General features: G+C 68.5%; 19 protein-coding genes and 3 tRNA genes. 12 read left to right on the top strand and 10 right to left on the bottom strand.

All coding sequences use genetic code 11. The annotated features are described in order from the left end of the window. From BN976_RS09890 to BN976_RS09850, 9 genes are all read right to left on the bottom strand, one after another. Window positions 1-1,306, bottom strand: a 1,306-nt coding sequence (locus BN976_RS09890) for an MSMEG_0567/sll0787 family protein (protein WP_036370534.1), incomplete at its 3' end; no start/stop codon positions are given. 5 nt (window positions 1,307-1,311) lie between these two features. After that, entirely contained in the window at window positions 1,312-2,382 is a 1,071-nt protein-coding gene (locus BN976_RS09885; RefSeq protein WP_011778490.1) for an MSMEG_0568 family radical SAM protein, read from the bottom strand. Between the two features lie 4 nt (window positions 2,383-2,386). Beyond that, entirely contained in the window at window positions 2,387-3,670 is a 1,284-nt protein-coding gene (locus BN976_RS09880) for an MSMEG_0569 family flavin-dependent oxidoreductase (RefSeq protein ID WP_036370213.1), read from the bottom strand. Further along, on the bottom strand, window positions 3,667-3,963 hold the full coding sequence (locus BN976_RS09875) for an MSMEG_0570 family nitrogen starvation response protein (protein ID WP_011778492.1): 297 nt from the start codon (window positions 3,961-3,963) through the stop codon (window positions 3,667-3,669). The genes BN976_RS09880 and BN976_RS09875 overlap by 4 nt, the downstream gene beginning before the upstream one ends. Further along, window positions 3,956-4,840, bottom strand: a complete 885-nt coding sequence (locus BN976_RS09870) for a carbon-nitrogen hydrolase family protein (RefSeq protein ID WP_036370211.1) — start codon at window positions 4,838-4,840, stop codon at window positions 3,956-3,958. The genes BN976_RS09875 and BN976_RS09870 overlap by 8 nt, the downstream gene beginning before the upstream one ends. A 20-nt stretch (window positions 4,841-4,860) precedes the next feature. Next, the gene (locus BN976_RS09865; RefSeq protein WP_011778494.1) at window positions 4,861-5,382 is read right to left on the bottom strand and encodes an MSMEG_0572/Sll0783 family nitrogen starvation response protein; all 522 of its coding nucleotides are present in this window, start codon (window positions 5,380-5,382) and stop codon (window positions 4,861-4,863) included. A 255-nt stretch (window positions 5,383-5,637) separates the two neighbouring features. Next, on the bottom strand, window positions 5,638-6,339 hold the full coding sequence (locus tag BN976_RS09860; RefSeq protein WP_011778495.1) for a crotonase/enoyl-CoA hydratase family protein: 702 nt from the start codon (window positions 6,337-6,339) through the stop codon (window positions 5,638-5,640). 83 nt (window positions 6,340-6,422) lie between these two features. Next, entirely contained in the window at window positions 6,423-7,430 is a 1,008-nt protein-coding gene (locus BN976_RS09855) for a phospholipase effector Tle1 domain-containing protein (protein WP_011778496.1), read from the bottom strand. 113 nt (window positions 7,431-7,543) lie between these two features. Further along, a complete protein-coding gene (locus tag BN976_RS09850; RefSeq protein WP_036370209.1) occupies window positions 7,544-8,260 on the bottom strand; it encodes an MBL fold metallo-hydrolase in 717 nt (238 codons plus the stop codon). 145 nt (window positions 8,261-8,405) lie between these two features. Here BN976_RS09850 and BN976_RS09845 point away from each other — a divergent pair. The 11 genes from BN976_RS09845 to rplA all read left to right on the top strand — a co-directional run bounded on the left by BN976_RS09845 (window position 8,406) and on the right by rplA (window position 13,232). Then, window positions 8,406-8,478 (top strand) — tRNA-Thr (locus BN976_RS09845). Window positions 8,479-8,529: 51 nt separating this feature from the next. Continuing rightward, a tRNA-Met gene (locus BN976_RS09840) sits at window positions 8,530-8,603 on the top strand. A 44-nt stretch (window positions 8,604-8,647) separates the two neighbouring features. After that, window positions 8,648-8,815 (top strand): 50S ribosomal protein L33, encoded by a 168-nt coding sequence (gene rpmG / locus BN976_RS09835; protein WP_003929651.1) that lies wholly within the window; start codon window positions 8,648-8,650, stop codon window positions 8,813-8,815. 68 nt (window positions 8,816-8,883) lie between these two features. After that, window positions 8,884-9,363, top strand: a complete 480-nt coding sequence (hadA, locus tag BN976_RS09830; protein ID WP_036370207.1) for a (3R)-hydroxyacyl-ACP dehydratase subunit HadA — start codon at window positions 8,884-8,886, stop codon at window positions 9,361-9,363. Then, complete coding sequence (gene hadB, locus BN976_RS09825) at window positions 9,350-9,778, top strand: (3R)-hydroxyacyl-ACP dehydratase subunit HadB (protein ID WP_011778499.1); 429 nt, start codon at window positions 9,350-9,352, stop codon at window positions 9,776-9,778. The genes hadA and hadB overlap by 14 nt, the downstream gene beginning before the upstream one ends. A 9-nt stretch (window positions 9,779-9,787) precedes the next feature. Next, window positions 9,788-10,321: a (3R)-hydroxyacyl-ACP dehydratase subunit HadC gene (gene hadC / locus BN976_RS09820; protein ID WP_011778500.1), complete on the top strand. Its 534-nt coding sequence runs from the start codon at window positions 9,788-9,790 to the stop codon at window positions 10,319-10,321. Window positions 10,322-10,455: 134 nt separating this feature from the next. Then, window positions 10,456-10,528, top strand: a tRNA-Trp gene (locus tag BN976_RS09815). An 87-nt stretch (window positions 10,529-10,615) separates the two neighbouring features. Next, on the top strand, window positions 10,616-11,059 hold the full coding sequence (gene secE / locus BN976_RS09810; protein ID WP_011778501.1) for a preprotein translocase subunit SecE: 444 nt from the start codon (window positions 10,616-10,618) through the stop codon (window positions 11,057-11,059). 54 nt (window positions 11,060-11,113) lie between these two features. Then, on the top strand, window positions 11,114-11,914 hold the full coding sequence (gene nusG / locus BN976_RS09805) for a transcription termination/antitermination protein NusG (RefSeq protein ID WP_036370205.1): 801 nt from the start codon (window positions 11,114-11,116) through the stop codon (window positions 11,912-11,914). Window positions 11,915-11,956: 42 nt separating this feature from the next. Beyond that, window positions 11,957-12,385, top strand: a complete 429-nt coding sequence (gene rplK, locus BN976_RS09800; protein WP_011778503.1) for a 50S ribosomal protein L11 — start codon at window positions 11,957-11,959, stop codon at window positions 12,383-12,385. Between the two features lie 139 nt (window positions 12,386-12,524). Continuing rightward, window positions 12,525-13,232: a 50S ribosomal protein L1 gene (gene rplA, locus BN976_RS09795; RefSeq protein ID WP_011778504.1), complete on the top strand. Its 708-nt coding sequence runs from the start codon at window positions 12,525-12,527 to the stop codon at window positions 13,230-13,232. A 438-nt stretch (window positions 13,233-13,670) separates the two neighbouring features. On the opposite strand, the gene BN976_RS09790 is transcribed toward rplA, so the two are convergent. Next, window positions 13,671-13,967 (bottom strand): hypothetical protein, encoded by a 297-nt coding sequence (locus tag BN976_RS09790; protein ID WP_036370204.1) that lies wholly within the window; start codon window positions 13,965-13,967, stop codon window positions 13,671-13,673. A gap of 140 nt (window positions 13,968-14,107) precedes the next feature. Here BN976_RS09790 and BN976_RS09785 point away from each other — a divergent pair, with 140 nt between their 5' ends. Then, window positions 14,108-15,664, top strand: a complete 1,557-nt coding sequence (locus BN976_RS09785; RefSeq protein WP_036370203.1) for a PE-PPE domain-containing protein — start codon at window positions 14,108-14,110, stop codon at window positions 15,662-15,664. The last annotated feature ends 14 nt before the right edge of the window (window positions 15,665-15,678 follow it).

Below are 15,678 nucleotides of genomic sequence, written 5' to 3'. Positions count from 1 at the left end.
TGGCGACCCCGTCGGGCAACGGCGCCGCCCCCACCCCGCCCGCGGTGAGCATCCCGAAGCCCGGGAAACACGTCATCCAGGACCCCATGTCGGCGTCCCGGGGGCGGGGGACCGCGGCGACGTCGATCTCGGCGCCGACGCCGCCGGCCTCGGCGAGCATCCCCGCCGTCCCCGCGATACCGGCCATGCTGACGTCTTTGGCCGCCCGCGGGCGGGCCGCGGCGACATAGGACCCCATCCGCGCCAGGTCGTCGGGGCATCTGGCGCTCGTCGAGTCCCACTGCCTGCCGTGGTACCCCGGCCGCCACCGGCCGCTCAGGTCCACGGTCAGACGCAGCGCATCACCCGCCGCGCCGCCGGCCGCGGGCACCGGATCGGCCGTGCGGCCCAGCGCCGTCACCGCCAGCGATGCCGGCACCCCGAGCTGGGTGTGCCCGCCGAGCACCGGGACCCGCCACGCCTGCGAGGCGTTGGCCACCCCGCGCACGATGCGCGTCAGCAGTGACCGGTTCGGCGCGCCGACCGCATCGAGCAGGCCGGTGGGTGTCGCACCCATCGCCGACAGGTCGTTGACGTTGACGAGCACCGAACACCAGCCCGCCCACTCCGGGTCCCGTTCGACCATCGACGGGATGATCGCGTCGCACGCGGCGACCACGTCACCGCCCGGCACCGGTACGCCGTCGTCGCCGACGAAACCCTTGGGGCCCAGCCCGTTCGGCACCCGACGCAGCGGATCGAGCACCTCGCCGAGAAAGGACTTCGTCGCGGCCGCGACGCGCTGAACGGGATCGAGCGGCCATCGCATCACCACGTGCGGCCGGCCCGCCACCACACACCCGCCTTCGTCGGTCCAGCCCAGCCCGACGAACATCGGCGCGTAGCGGTGCTGCACCGTGGCCTCGAAGCGCAGCGCGCCGACCGATTCCGCGTGCGCGCAGGCGGCGCGGACCAGCGCCGGGCCCAGGCCCGCCGCGCGCGCGGCCGGGTCGGCCACCAACCTGCTGCCCGTCCACCACCCGATGTCCGGTGCGCAGGCCGGCGCCAGCCGGACGCCGCCGAGCACCGTGCCGTCGGCGGCGACGGCGACCAGCACCACGGTCCGGGGATCGTCGTCGAGGTCGTCACGGTCGGTGCCGCTGAACATGCCCTGCTCGACGACGAACGACTCCTGCCGCAACCGGTGGTAGGCCCGCAGCTCCGGCGCGCCGGCCAGGCGGATCAGGAACTGCCCGCCGGTCGCAGGCCGCGACCCGGCCAGGATCGACAACTCGCCGCGGTGGGGTGAGATCGCTTGGAAAAGCATCGGTTTCACCCGCCCAGGCTCTGCAGCACGCCGCAGGCGCCGCACGCGGCGCAGCCCGCCTTCTGGTCGGTGCCTGCCATGCCGGCCGACCGCAACAGGCCGGCGATCTCCCGGGACACCTTCTCCACCACCGTGGCGTCGGGCGCGGTGGCGCCGTCGACGTCGACGGCCAACGTGCCGGGGTGTGGGCGGAACGGCACCACGAACGGGTAGACGCCCATCTTGATCAGCTCGGCGGCGCCCGCGACCAGCTCCCCGGGATCCTCGCCGAGGCCGACCAGAAGATAGGTCGACACCTGGTTGCGGCCGAACACCTTCACCGCCTCCCGCCAGGCGGCCCGGTACTGCGCCAGCGGGACCGTCGCCTTTCCGGGCATCCAGCGGCGGCGCACGTCGTCGTCGAGGGATTCCACGTGGATGCCGATCGCGTCGGCGCCGGCCTCGTGCAGTTCGGCGAGCACACCCAGCTCGGCGGGCGGCTCGCACTGCACCTGGATCGGCAGCTGCGGCACCGCGGCCTTCACCGCGCGCACGCAGCGGGCCAGGTGCCGGGCGCCGCGGTCGGTGCCCGCCGACGTGCCCGTGGTCATCACCATCTGGGTGACGCCGTCGAGCCGGACGGCGGCGCGGGCGACCTCGGCCAGTTCGGCGGGCCGCTTCACCGCCGTCGTCGCTCCGGCGCGCAGCGACTCCTCGATGGAGCAGAACCGGCACCGCTGATCGGGGGAGTAACGGATGCACGTCTGAACCACCGTGGTGGCCAACACGTTCCGGCCGTGCAGCCGGGCCAGCTGCTCGTAGCGCACCCCGTCGACGGTGGTCAGATCGTAGAACTTCGGGCGTTCGATCACCTCGACGTCCAGGCCGGTGTCGTGGCCGTCGTAGAGGATCCTGTCGCCGTCGAACGCGAACGGGCTCTGCGGGTTCCGCGGCAACGCGGCGTTCAGACCGTCGATGACGAGGTGGCCGTCGTCGCTGGGACCGGCCCCCGCGGTGCGGCTCACCGGTGGCCTGCCGCGGATGCCGAGCAGGGCGAGGTCGACGCGCGTGGAGGTCGTGGTGTTGGGAGGAGTCATGTTCTCAGCCGCCTACCGCCAGGCGCAGCGGGGACGCGGGCGCACTGTCCCGGTGGGCACCGATGATCGTTTCGGCGATGTGCCGCGCGTCGCTGTCGATGCCGAGGAAACGGCCCGACCCCCAGGTGTGCATCCACGGCAGCCCGATGAAGCTCAGTCCGGGCACGGTGGTGACCCCGCGGTTCTGCATCGGACGTCCGCCCCCGTCGAAGGCGCTGGCCTCGATCCAGCGGTAGTCGGGCCGGTAGCCGATGGCCCACACGATTGCCGTCACCCCCTCGGCCGCCAGATCCAGTGCGGTCGGCTCGGTTTCGGGCTCCCACACCGGCGTGTAACGTCCCGGTGGCCCGGCGGTGGCGCCCGTCCGCTCGATGTAGGCGTCGATGTCGGCGCAGATCGAGTTGTACACCACGTCGGCGTGGTCGAGCGCGCGGCGCAGCGTCGGCGCGAACTGGACGGCGGTGTCGTGCCCGCCGACCAGGGTGCCGTAGAGCCTCATGCCTTCGGCGGCGAAGCGGCGCAGGTCGATGTCGCGGCCCCCGTCGCGGCCGGTGACGTAGTGGTTGGTCTTCTCGATGGCCGCCTTGCCGCCGGGATACTCCGCAGCGGGCCGGTCGTACAGCCCCATGTCCGCCAGCCACGTCATGCAGTCCCGGCCCCGGTAGAACCGGGCCACCCTGGGCGCGTTGCCGACCGCGAGATGCACCTGCCGCCCGGCCAGATGCAGGTCCTCGGCGATCTGGGCGCCGGACTGGCCGGTCCCGACCACCAGCACCGCGCCGTCGGGCAGTTGGCCGGCGTTGCGGTACTGCTCGGAGTGAATCTGGGTGACCGAGGGAGCCAGCGCGCCTGCGAAACTCGGCAGCACCGGGATCGGGTATCCGCCGGTCGCGACGACCGCGTGCGCGCACGACAGCGTCTCTTCGCCGGCGTCGGTGCGCAGCGTGAGCTCGAACCCGCCGTCGGTTCCGTTGCGCAGCCGGGTGACCCGGGTGTGGGTGCGCACCGGGGCGTCGAACGTATCCAGCCAGCCCGACAGCCAGTCCACCACCTCGTCGCGGGTCATGAAGCCGTCCGGGTCGGGCCCGTCATAGGCGTAGCCGGGCAGCCGGCAGTGCCAGTTCGGCGTCACCAGTGTGAAGTTGTCCCAGCGGCTGTCGGCCCAGGCGTGCACCGGGGTCGCAGCTTCGAGGACGACGTGGTCGATGCCGGCGCGGCTCAGGTACCAGCTGACCGACAACCCGGCCTGACCGCCGCCGATGACCGCGACGGGGACGTGCGTGCTCATGGCAACTCCAGTTCGGGGTGCATCGTGACGACGCGCAGGACGGCGTCGCCGGGGTAGCGGGCGGCGGCCCGGGCCACCGCTTCGGCGGTGGCGGCGGCCGAGGTGCAGGCGAAGCCGAACTTGGCGCGCACCCGGTCGCCGGCCTCGGCCATCGCGCGGCCGGTGCGCTCGACGAACTCGGCGACCGTGTAGGTGGCGCCGACGCTGAGGTGATCGTGCACCACCAGGCTCGGCGAATAGCACTGCTGCTCAATGCCGTCGGGCCAGCGCACCTGGAAGGTCATCTCAGGCATGCGCGAGATCGCTTCCCGCGCCCACCTCGGTGATCGGCCCGTACACGTCGGGCCTGCGGTCACGCAGATGGAACATGCCGGCCCGCATGGTGCGGAACGTCTCGTCGATGTCCACCTCCGCGACCGCCATGCCGCTGCCGAGAAGCGTTGTGGCCAGGATGTTCCCGCCCGGGTCGACGACCTTGGCGTTGCCGACGTAGCGCAGCGACCCGAACGTGCCGCTCTGGTTGGACGCCACCCAGAACACCTGGTTGTCCAGCGCGCGTGCGGTGTCGAACAGGTTGAACCGGTAGGTCCACCGATCGTCCTGCAGGTTCTCGGCCGTCGCGGTGCGAGCCGCCGGCCACGCCGACAGGCTCGCGATCACCTGGGCGCCCCGCAGCGCCATGATGCGGGCGGCCTCGGGAAACGCCTTGTCGTAACAGATCTGCAGACCCACCGGCCCGATCGGGGTGTCGAACACGCCGTAACCGGAGCCCGCCGAATAGGACATGCCCTCGCCCAGCGGCTGGTGCACCTTGCGGTACGACCCGTAGACCGTCGAACCGTCGAGGACCGCCGCGGCGTTGTACCGGGTGTGTCCGTCGTCGGCGAGTTCGCAGAACCCGATCGCCACCACGAGGTCGCCGACGATCTGCTGCACCCTGGCGATCTCCGGGCCGTCGAGCCGGATGGCCGGCGGCAGCGACCTCGCGGTGGTGCGGACCGTGTCGCCGTGATTGCCCAGCGAGGACAGATAGCCGCCGATCGCGGCCTCGGGCAGGGCGAGGAAGTCCACGCCCCGATGTCTGGCCTCGTCGGCCAGCGAGGCGATCAGCGCGTAGTTCTGTTCGAGGTCGCGGGTGAAATTGGCCGACACCGCGGCGAGTGTGGTCATCGTGGCAATCCCGTTCCGCTTCAGACCATGTAGGTGGAATTGATGATGGCGCCCTTGCGCGCGTAGTGGATGAGCGCGTCCTGCACGTCGAGCGGATGGGCCGGGATCACACCCTCGATCAGATCCTCCTCGCGGCCGCCGTGCAGCGCGAGGCCGAACCGGCAGCAGAACACCGTTCCGCCTTCACCGATGAAGGTGCCCAGCGCGTCGTTGATGTTCTGCTCACCGGGGAAGCCGGAGTCGCCGGTGGTCGGAAAGCCGCGGGTGGCAAGGCAATTGATGGCACCGGGGCCGTAGAAGTAGATCGCGGACTCGAAGCCCTTGCGCAGCGCGCGGGTGGCCTGGAGCACCGCGACGAAGCTGACCGAGGATTCGTGCGCGATGCCGTGGACGAGGGTGAAATAGCTCTCCCCGTTCTCGGCCTTGTAGTCCGGGAAGATCTTGGTCCCGCCGTAGATGCTGGACCCCTTGGGCAGCGCGGGATGTGGGATCTCGGCGAGCGAGGTCTTGATGTTCTCGGCGATGGACTCGTCAAAAGGCATGGGGGCTCCAGTGGTTCGTTCCTCGATGCGGTACGCGCGGCGACAGTGCCTGCGAGGCCGAGAAGACTTTCGGCTGACTCGATTACAGGCCCGCGCCGTTGCGCGTTGGTTAGCGATGGAATACGAAGTCGTTAGATGGAGCTCACGGCCGAAACGTCCCGGAAACACCGGCGCCGCTCTGCGAGCGTGCGTCGCCGGCAGTCGACGCGGAGGGACTACTGCCGTGGGTGCACGTTCGCGGGATCAGGAGTGGGGCTAGCCCAGGCTGAATTCGGTTGCCAGGCCGTCGATTCCGGCCCTGATCGCGTCGAGTGCCGGCTTGCGCGCCTTCAGCTTGGTGGCCAGGTGCGCGCCGGGGTGCAGCGTGGCCGCCGCCTCCCCTGCCACCTGCTGGGCGCGGGCGAGAACCTGGTCGGCGGGCACGATCTCATCGAGCCAGCCGCCGGCGACCGCGTCGTCGCCCGCGAACGTCGCCGCCAGCGCCGCGCCGCGCTCGAACGCCGCTGGGGTCAGCCGCATCCGCATGATCTCCAGCGCCGAGATCGGGATGGTCATGCCGATGGCCACCTCGATGGCCTGGCAGCGCGACTTCGGCTGGCCAACCCGGTGATCGGTGGACAGCAGCAGGAACGAACCCATCGCGATGGCGGGGCCCGTCGCCGCGACGATCACCGGTGCAGGGAACGTCAGCGTGCGCAGCGACAACTCGAAACCGCCGGCGAGCATGCCCAGCGCCGCGGCGGCGTCGCCGGACTGGAACACCGAAAGGTCGAAGCCGCCGCTGAACACCCGCGAGTTGCCGGCGAGCACCACGGCCTTGGCCTTGTCGGCCTCGGCGCGGTCGAGGGCCTCGTTGATCGCGGCCTGCATCGCGGGCCCGAGCACGTTCACCTTGCCGTCATCGAGGGAGATGGTGGCGACGGAGTCGGCGAACTCGTAGGAAACGGTGCTGGTCATGGCCGGGTGGTCCTTCCGAGGCGCTGCTGTCGAGTCGATCGAACCTAACAGCGGTGTGCGCACTACCTCCCGGCTGCCCCCGGTCACCCGGCGGTGGCGAGTGCCGGTATCTCCGGCGCGGGGTTCGGCGGTGGCGCCGGGACCGGTATCAGGCGCTCCGACCGGGCCACCCAGTCCAGGTCCGCCCACACCACGTGCGCGGGCAGGCGGTGCCAGTACGACGGATGGGCACGCAGGAAGCACGCGACGCTGGCGTGCACCGCCGCGTCGGCGGGAACTTTGCGGAACGCAACGATGTGCGCGCTGCCGGCCAACGCGTCCAGGGCGTGCGGGGGTAGTTGGCACGGCGGCTCGCACACCGCCGCCCCGGCCCGCACGGCGCCGTCGAGGATCCAGTCCAGCGCGATGCCCGACAGCGCTGAGCAGGCACCCGGCTCGCCGGCGACGTCGCAGTGCGCGCCGCGGAACCACACCTCCTGCACGCGGTCGGCGCCGCGATCCAGCAGCTGCGGCCCGCGGTGCCCGTGCCCGTCGATGGCGACCGCGTGCCGGGCGGCAAGCACGTTCGGCGTCGGATCACAGGCCTGCGGCCTAGGGAGTCCCGGCACCGCGAACGTGTCCCACAGCCCGAGGTATTCGACGGCGACGGCGAGGTCGGCGCCGCCCGAGAACTCGGCCGCCAACCGGCCGACATGCTCCCAATCGGTGTTGTCACGACGGGTGCGGGGCATGGCGTAGGTCGCCAGGACGTACTCCCGGAAGTCCTCGACCGTCCACCCGGGCACGTCGTCGCCGAGCACGCCGAACGTGCCGAGCAGCCGTGCCAGCGCCCGCGCGCACGCGGCACCCCGGCCGGCTCCGAACAGGAACAGACGGTCACCCGGCTCCCACGTCTCGACCAGGAACTGATAGGCCTCGGCGACCGCGGCCCGCGCCGCCGCGAGCTCGGCGCGACCGGCCCCCGGCCGGACCCGGCCCGCCGGCTGGGCCCGGCTGCAGGACCACACGGTCTGACCGCCGTCACGGCGCAGCAGCGCCGCCAGCACCGCGGCATTGGTGTCGCCCCCGAAGCACAACGCGATGTTCTTCACGAAGACCCCCGACGTGAGCAAGTGACAGCGCGGCTCTCGAGTTTGCCAGAATCGGAGTCGGACGTCTTCGGTTTGGGCGATTGTTCAGCGCCGCTGCCTGCGGATTCCTGCGGTCAGCCGCCCATCAGCATGCGCCACTGGTCCAGATCGCTCGCGCGGTAGACATAGTTCGTCTGCCGGACGTCGGACAGCGGCGCGCTGGGGTCGGCGGAGTACCAGTGACCCGGGAACACCGTGGGGTCGCCGGGCAGCGCTGCGAGCGCCTGCAGGCTGCGGAACATGTCGTCGACGTTGCCGCCGGGGAAGTCGGTGCGCCCACATCCCTCCAGGAACAGGGTGTCCCCGGCGACCAGCCGGCCGTCGAGCAGGAAACACTGACTGCCCGGCGTGTGCCCCGGGGTGTGCAGCAGCTCGATGTCGATGTCACCGACCGAGACCTTGTCGCCGTGCTGATGCGCCGTCAGCTCGCTGCGCGCGATCCCGGTGGTCCGCGAAACCCAATCCGCTTCATGAGCGTTGACGTGGATCGGGACACTCACCCGCTCCAACAGCTCGGCCAGCCCCTTGAGCTCGAAGCCCATCATCGAGCCGCCGATGTGGTCGGGGTGATGATGGGTGACGAGCACACCGGACAGCTGCATGCCGTCGGCTTCCAGCGCGTCCACCAGGTCCTGGGCCGCGTAGGCGGGGTCCACCACGACGGTGTCGCCGGTCTCCCGGTCACCGATCAGGTAGGCGAAGTTGCGCATCTGCTGGGCGATCATGTCGCCGGCCGCGTAATCACGGCCCGAGAGAAGCTGTCTGAAGTAGAGACGGTCCGAATCGGCCATGCCCGTCAGCGTATGCAGTGGCGGCCGCCGAATCCGCGCGCAGGGGTCTTTCTGCCGGTCGAACGGCCGCAATGACCAGCGGTTTGGCGCCGGAAACCCTGAGAATGTACCCTCTTTAAGGCTCGCGGCACTTACGCGGGCGCAGGCCCCCTTAGCTCAGTCGGCAGAGCGTTTCCATGGTAAGGAAAAGGTCAACGGTTCGATTCCGTTAGGGGGCTCGGTGGATACCGGGCGGAGCGACCGAGTGCGCCCAGCCTGGATCTGTCCGGGGCGGTGTAGCTCAGCTGGTTAGAGCGCACGACTCATAATCGTGAGGTCGGGAGATCGAGCCTCCCCACCGCTACAGGAACAATGCGCGACTGAACGCGAAGAAGAAGGACGACTGACGTGGCCTCCAGTACCGACGTACGGCCCAAGATCACCTTGGCCTGCGAGGTGTGCAAGCACCGTAACTACATCACGAAGAAGAACCGCCGCAACGATCCCGACCGGCTCGAGATCAAGAAGTTCTGCCCGAACTGCGGTAAGCACCAGGCCCACAAAGAGTCGCGCTAGGCGACACGGACGAGGGCCGGCGCCGTCGAATCACGGTTGCTGAGGTCGACTAGGTAGGTTCATCACTCGTGTCGCTGCTGGACGGACTCGTCGGGTCGCACTTCCGCTATCCCGACCACTACGTAGTCGGGCGCGAGAAGATCCGTGAGTACGCCGTGGCCGTCAAGAACGACGACGCCGCCTTCTTCGAGGAGTCAGCCGCCGACGAGTTGGGCTACGACTCGCTGCTGGCCCCGCTGACCTTCATCTCGGTATTCGGGTATCAGGCCCAGCGGGCGATGTTCGAGGCCAACAACATCGCCCTCGCCGACGCCAAGATCGTGCAGGTCGATCAGGTTCTCAAGTTCGTCGCACCCATCAAAGCCGGTGACACGCTCTACTGCGACGTGTGGGTCGACTCGATCCGCAAGGCGCACGGCACCGACATCATCGTCACCAAGAACATCGTCAGCCGCGAGAACGGCGAGGTTGTGCAGGAGAGCTACACCACGCTGGCGGGGCGTAGCGAAGAAGACGGAGAGAGTGGCTTTTCAGATGGCACTGCGTGAGTTCAGTTCGGTCAAAGTCGGCGATCAGCTGCCCGAAAAGGTCATCCCCCTGACGCGGGCCGACCTCGTCAACTACGCGGGCGTGTCCGGCGACCTCAACCCGATCCACTGGGACGACGAGATCGCCAAGCAGGTCGGCCTGGACACCGCGATCGCGCACGGCATGCTCACGATGGGCCTGGGTGGCGGCTACGTGACGTCCTGGGTCGGCGACCCGGCCGCGGTCACCGAGTACAACGTGCGCTTCACTGCTGTCGTGCCCGTCCCCAACGACGGCAAGGGCGCCGAGATCGTGTTCAACGGCCGTGTGAAATCCGTTGACCCCGAATCGAAGTCGGTGACCATCGCGCTGAGCGCCACCTCCGGCGGTAAGAAGATCTTCGGTCGCGCCATCGCTGTCGCGAAGCTCGCGTAGGTCGCGTCGATGGCACTCAAAACCGACATCCGCGGGATGGTCTGGGAATACCCTGACGTCTTCGTCGTTGCGCGCGAACAGATCCGCCAATACGCGAACTCGGTCAAGGCGAAGGATCCGGCCACCCACGACGAGGCCGCGGCGGCCGAGCTCGGGCACAGCGGGATCATCGCACCGCCGACTTTCATGTCGATCTTCGCGGTGATGATCCAGAACCATTTCTTCCAGCACGTCGACGTGGGTCTGGAGACGTTGCAGATCGTGCAGGTCGACCAGCGGTTCCTGTTCCACCGTCCGATCAAGGACGGCGACCGACTCCGGGGCGCGCTGACCATCCTGACCGTGGACGAGCGGTTCGGTGCCGACATCGTGACGACACGTAACGTCCTGACCGATGACGCGGGCGAAATCGTGATGGAGTCGTTCACCACGCTGATGGGCCATGAAGGGGACAACTCGATCTCGGCCGGATGGGACCCCGAAACCGGCCAGGTGCTCCGCAAGCCCGTCGCGCACGACCCGGCCGACGACGCGGGGCAGTAGAAGTGGATTAGTAACTGGGACCCTCGGCGCGCTACACTCGGGCTTCGGGTTTTCCCAGTTAAGCGCGCTGTCCGTCGGCTCAGATCGACCGAACGGGGAGCGCGCGAATTGTGTGGGCCCGTAAGGATCCACGAAGGGGCGTAGCTCAACTGGCAGAGCAGCGGTCTCCAAAACCGCAGGTTGCAGGTTCAAGTCCTGTCGCCCCTGCTCAACTGAATACTCGACAAGGGTGGACACTGGAGGGGTGACCCACATTCCGGCGAACATGAACCCGAACAGAAAAGGAAGCATGCGGTGAGCGACGAGCGCGACGGTGTCAGCTCCGCAGACACCGACAGCGGCGGACAGACCGACGACGGTGACCGCGGCCAGACCGCGGTGGTGACGCGCCCGCTACGCCCCACGGGCAAGCGGTCGCGGCGCGCCGGCGAGGCCGGGGACGCCGACAAGGCCCCCGAGGCGGACAGTTCGGGTTCCAAGGACGACGACGGCAGTGGTCCCAAGGCCAAGAAGAAGACGGCCAAGAAACCCAAGGACGGGCCGTCCCGCAATCCGCTCGTCTTCGTCATCAACTACCTGAAGGAAGTTGTCGGCGAGCTGCGGAAGGTCATCTGGCCCAACCGCAAGGAGATGGCCACCTACACGACGGTCGTGCTCCTGTTCCTGGTGTTCATGGTGGCGCTCATCGGTGGCGTGGATCTGGGCCTGGGCAAGCTCGTGACCTGGATTTTCGCCTGACCGCAGCCGGGGCCACGAGCGCCGCGACGAAAGACATTGAGAGAGGACTGACACGTGACTAGCTTCGACGGGGAAGCGCCTTCGGGCGACACCGTCGACACCATCGACGTCGACGAGACCAACGCCGAGGTTCGGGCTGGTGCCGACGCCGAGGCCGTGGGCAGCGACGAGGACGCCGCGCCTGCCGAGGCGACCGACGCCGCCGAGGGTGCCGATGAAGAGGACGAGGACCCCGCAGTCGCGCTCAAGAAGGAGCTGCGTCTCAAGCCGGGCGAGTGGTACGTCATCCATTCGTACGCCGGTTACGAGAACAAGGTGAAGGCCAACCTCGAGACCCGCGTGCAGAACCTGGACGTCGGCGACTACATCTTCCAGGTCGAGGTGCCCACCGAAGAGGTCACCGAGATCAAGAACGGCCAGCGCAAGCAGGTCAACCGCAAGGTGCTGCCCGGCTACATCCTGGTCCGCATGGAGCTCAACGACGAGTCGTGGGGCGCGGTGCGCAACACCCCGGGTGTGACCGGGTTCGTCGGCGCGACCTCGCGTCCCTCGCCGCTGTCGCTGGACGACGTGGTGAAGTTCCTGCTGCCGCCCGCCGCGGCCAAGAAGCCCGGCAAGGCAGCCACGTCGGCTGCAGCGGCTGCGTCATCGGAGGCCGGCGGCATCGAGCGGCCCGTCATCGAGGTCGACTTCGAGGTCGGCGAGTCCGTCACCGTCATGGACGGTCCGTTCGCCACGCTGCCTGCCTCGATCAGCGAGGTCAACGCCGAACAGCAGAAGCTCAAGGTGCTGGTGTCGATCTTCGGCCGTGAGACGCCGGTCGAACTGACCTTCAACCAGGTCGCCAAGATTTAACAGGGCCGTCAAGCCCACCGGAAGAAAAAGGAAAGCACAGCCATGCCCCCGAAGAAGAAGGTCGTCGGGCTGATCAAGCTGCAGATCCAGGCCGGGCAGGCCAACCCCGCCCCGCCGGTCGGACCCGCACTCGGTCAGCACGGCGTCAACATCATGGAGTTCTGCAAGGCGTACAACGCTGCCACCGAGGCGCAGCGCGGGAACGTCATCCCCGTGGAGATCACCGTCTACGAGGACCGCAGCTTCACGTTCGCACTGAAGACCCCGCCCGCCGCCAAGCTGCTGCTCAAGGCCGCCGGTGTGCCGAAGGGTTCCGGTGAGCCGCACAAGACCAAGGTCGCCAAGGTGACGTGGGACCAGGTGCGCGAGATCGCCGAAACCAAGAAGGAAGATCTCAACGCCAACGACATCGACGCCGCCGCGAAGATCATCGCCGGCACCGCCCGGTCCATGGGCATCACTGTCGAGTAGCTGTCGATTAACCGTCGAGATTGCGGTGACGGCGGGAAGGTCCGAGTATCCACCGCCCTGAACGCAGTCTCGACGCCGTAATCCGTGGGAGAGCTGGCATCGGCTCGCAACCACAACTTCTGAAACCTAGGAGATACCAATGAGCAAGAACAGCAAGGCCTACAAAGAAGCCGCCGAGAAGGTCGACAAGACCCGGCTCTACTCGCCTCTGGAGGCCGCGAAGCTGGCCAAGGAGACGTCGTCGAAGAAGCAGGACGCCACCGTCGAGGTCGCGATCCGGCTCGGCGTCGACCCCCGCAAGGCCGACCAGATGGTGCGCGGCACCGTGAACCTGCCGCACGGCACCGGTAAGACCGCGCGCGTCGCCGTCTTCGCCGTCGGCGACAAGGCCGAGCAGGCCGAGGCCGCCGGCGCCGACATCGTCGGCAGCGACGACCTGATCGAGAAGATCCAGGGCGGCTTCCTCGACTTCGACGCCGCGATCGCCACGCCCGACCAGATGGCCAAGGTCGGCCGCATCGCCCGCATCCTCGGCCCCCGTGGCCTGATGCCCAACCCGAAGACCGGCACCGTGACACCCGACGTGGCCAAGGCCGTGTCGGACATCAAGGGCGGCAAGATCAACTTCCGCGTCGACAAGCAGGCCAACCTGCACTTCGTGATCGGCAAGGCCTCCTTCGACGAGAGCAAGCTCGCCGAGAACTACGGCGCGGCGCTCGACGAGGTGCTGCGTGCCAAGCCGTCCTCCTCGAAGGGCCGCTACCTCAAGAAGGTCGTCGTCTCGACGACCACGGGCCCGGGAATCCCGGTGGACCCGTCGATCACCCGTAATTTCACGGAGGAGTAGGCGGAGCCGGATCCGACCATCGGGCCGGAGGAGTAGGCGGAGCCGGATCCGACCATCGGGCCGGAGGAGTAGGCCCCCAGACAACGAGAAACCCCGCACCATCGGTGCGGGGTTTCTCGCTTTGAATCGTCTTCGAGAGTGCTCCTCGATCGCCTGCTTCCGGCCCCGCCCGACCCACCGCCCCCCACGAACGGCTAGTCGGGCATCACGGCCAGAGGCCGACGGCATCCCCCTGGCGAACCGCGACGCGGCGACCGAAGAGCACCCTCGAGCAGCAACATAGCATCGCCGACGTCAATTGGTTCGTTGATTGCCGAAGAATTCGGACCACCTGCGTGAGCAGGGTCTTCCTCGGCTTTCGCGCAACGCATTTCCCTCTTCAGCGCACCGCGACCAGTGCGCGGAGGCGGCAGGCAAAGGAATGGCACCGGGTGCCGTTCAGGCCGCTCCGGTGACGATGCGCGCGACCACGTGGGTGGACAGACGCTGATGAGGAACGCCGGCGCGCGCGCAGGTGGCGATCACGGCGTCGGGTGAATCGGCGTCGAACAGGCCGTACAGCACCTCGTCGGTCGGCACCGAGAGCGTCACCACCAGCCGGACGTGTTCGCCGCCGCCGCTGACGGCGGCAGCCGCCGCGTCCAGCCGCGTGACGATGTCGTCGACGGTCGTCTCCGCCAGGTCGGGCAGGTACCACTCTGCGAGGAAGTTCATCGCGCTGCGCACGTCGCCCATTCCCCGACGGTAGCGACGGCCGGGCCGCGAGGAATCGGGTATTTCCCTATGGTTTTCCGATTGCTGCGCCTGCAACAAATGCCCGGACGAGTTTGCTGATTCGCTGTCCCGGTCGGGCTGCGGTGTGTGATCGTTGACGGATGCGTAATCAGGCCCGTGCGCTGGTACTCGTCGTCCTCTCCCTGGTCACCGCGGTGGTCCTGGGCATCGCGTCGGTGTTCGTCTCGGCCCTGGCCCTGGGCGCCACCGCGCTGATCGTGCCGGGAACCGGTACCCCGGACTCGGACGTCGTCGCCGGCTACCGCGAGAACGCCTGGAACAGGTACATCGACGGGATCGTCTGCACAGATCCCGGCGAATGCGCCGACCCCGACCTGGTGGGGATCCCCTATCCGGCGTCGTTCTGGCCGCTGTCGTTCCTGCCCGGTTGGTGTGTGCCCGGCCGGTGCGAGAAGTGGGACGTGTCGGTCGGCGAGGGCACCGAGAATCTCTTGGCTGCGCTGTCGCCGTTCCTCGCCGCAGAGTCGGCCGAGGAGGTTTTCGTCTTCGGCTATTCCCAGGGCGGCGCGGTAGTCGCCAACGCACTGACCCAGCTCACCGATCTGTCCGAGGACGTCAAGAGCCGGCTCAACGTCGTCACCATCGGCGGTATCGAGAATCCTGACGGCGGGATGTGGCAGCGGCTGGCGTGGCTGCGCTACCTGCTGGGCGAGCCTGTCCCGATCCTGGACCTGTCGTTCGACCCGGCGATGCCGACGGATACCGGAATACCCACCACCACAATCGGTTTCGAGTACGACCCGGTGGTCTATGCCCCCCTGTACTGGGGGAACCCGTTCGCCATCGTGAACATGATCGCCGCGTTCGACACGGTGCACGGCTACTACCTGGCGCCGAATCAGAACAACGACAACCCAATGCCGTACGGCTACACCGACGCCACCCTGGCGCCGCAACTCGACTGCGGGCTCAGCCCGGCCAACTGCCGTACCGACAGCTTCGGCAACAGCTACATCATGATTCCGGCGACCAGCCTGCCGTTGACGGATCTGGTTCGCTCGCTTGCCGATTCGCTGGGAATCGGATGGCTGGCCGAGCCGTTCATCGACCTGGCCGAACCGGTGCTACGCGAGTTCGTCGATCTCGGGTTCGACTGGAGCGGTGACCCGGGGATCTCGCGCGCGTTATCCATCCTGCCGTTCAAGATCTTTCAGAACTGGCTGAAGGTGGGAGTGGATCTGGCGGTGGCGGCCGTCAAGGGCGTCGAGGCGTTCATCAAGAACTTCATTCCCGAGGAGACGGCTTCGCTCGACCGGTCGAGGCCCGCGGAATCCGCCGGCGAGGAGACGACGGCTCCGGAGACCGACGTCGAAGCCGGTGACACCGCGGCGGCCGTCGCGACCGACGACACCACAGACGGCGAGGGCACCGCCACCGTGGAGGAGGACGGCGTCGCGCCCGAGGACGTGGCCGGCGACGAGGAGCAGGCCGTGGCCGAGGACGTCTCCGGCGCCGACGGCGCCGAGGACGCGACCGAGGAGGCCACCGACGTCGTGACCGAGGAAACGACCGACGTCGTGACCGAGGACGAGGTCACGGTGGACGACGAGGATGCGGACTCCGAGACGACCGACGACACCGACACCGGTGCCGCTGAGGTCGACGACACCAGCGTCAACACCGCAGCCGCGGCCTGAGGGCCGACACGGAG

The organism is Mycolicibacterium austroafricanum (assembly GCF_000612725.1).
GTDB lineage: Bacteria > Actinomycetota > Actinomycetes > Mycobacteriales > Mycobacteriaceae > Mycobacterium > Mycobacterium austroafricanum.
This window is presented reverse-complemented; position numbering and strand designations above follow the sequence as displayed.

Excerpts from the sequence above, each read along its gene's own strand:
- BN976_RS09885 (WP_011778490.1), bottom strand. The coding sequence starts at position 2,382 with ATGACTCCTCCCAACACCACGACCTCCACGCGCGTCGACCTCGCCCTG.
- BN976_RS09880 (WP_036370213.1), bottom strand. The coding sequence starts at position 3,670 with ATGAGCACGCACGTCCCCGTCGCGGTCATCGGCGGCGGTCAGGCCGGG.
- BN976_RS09875 (WP_011778492.1), bottom strand. The coding sequence starts at position 3,963 with ATGCCTGAGATGACCTTCCAGGTGCGCTGGCCCGACGGCATTGAGCAG.
- BN976_RS09870 (WP_036370211.1), bottom strand. The coding sequence starts at position 4,840 with ATGACCACACTCGCCGCGGTGTCGGCCAATTTCACCCGCGACCTCGAA.
- BN976_RS09865 (WP_011778494.1), bottom strand. The coding sequence starts at position 5,382 with ATGCCTTTTGACGAGTCCATCGCCGAGAACATCAAGACCTCGCTCGCC.
- BN976_RS09860 (WP_011778495.1), bottom strand. The coding sequence starts at position 6,339 with ATGACCAGCACCGTTTCCTACGAGTTCGCCGACTCCGTCGCCACCATC.
- BN976_RS09850 (WP_036370209.1), bottom strand. The coding sequence starts at position 8,260 with ATGGCCGATTCGGACCGTCTCTACTTCAGACAGCTTCTCTCGGGCCGT.
- hadB (WP_011778499.1), top strand. The coding sequence starts at position 9,350 with ATGGCACTGCGTGAGTTCAGTTCGGTCAAAGTCGGCGATCAGCTGCCC.
- hadC (WP_011778500.1), top strand. The coding sequence starts at position 9,788 with ATGGCACTCAAAACCGACATCCGCGGGATGGTCTGGGAATACCCTGAC.
- rplK (WP_011778503.1), top strand. The coding sequence starts at position 11,957 with ATGCCCCCGAAGAAGAAGGTCGTCGGGCTGATCAAGCTGCAGATCCAG.
- rplA (WP_011778504.1), top strand. The coding sequence starts at position 12,525 with ATGAGCAAGAACAGCAAGGCCTACAAAGAAGCCGCCGAGAAGGTCGAC.
- BN976_RS09790 (WP_036370204.1), bottom strand. The coding sequence starts at position 13,967 with ATGGGCGACGTGCGCAGCGCGATGAACTTCCTCGCAGAGTGGTACCTG.
- BN976_RS09785 (WP_036370203.1), top strand. The coding sequence starts at position 14,108 with ATGCGTAATCAGGCCCGTGCGCTGGTACTCGTCGTCCTCTCCCTGGTC.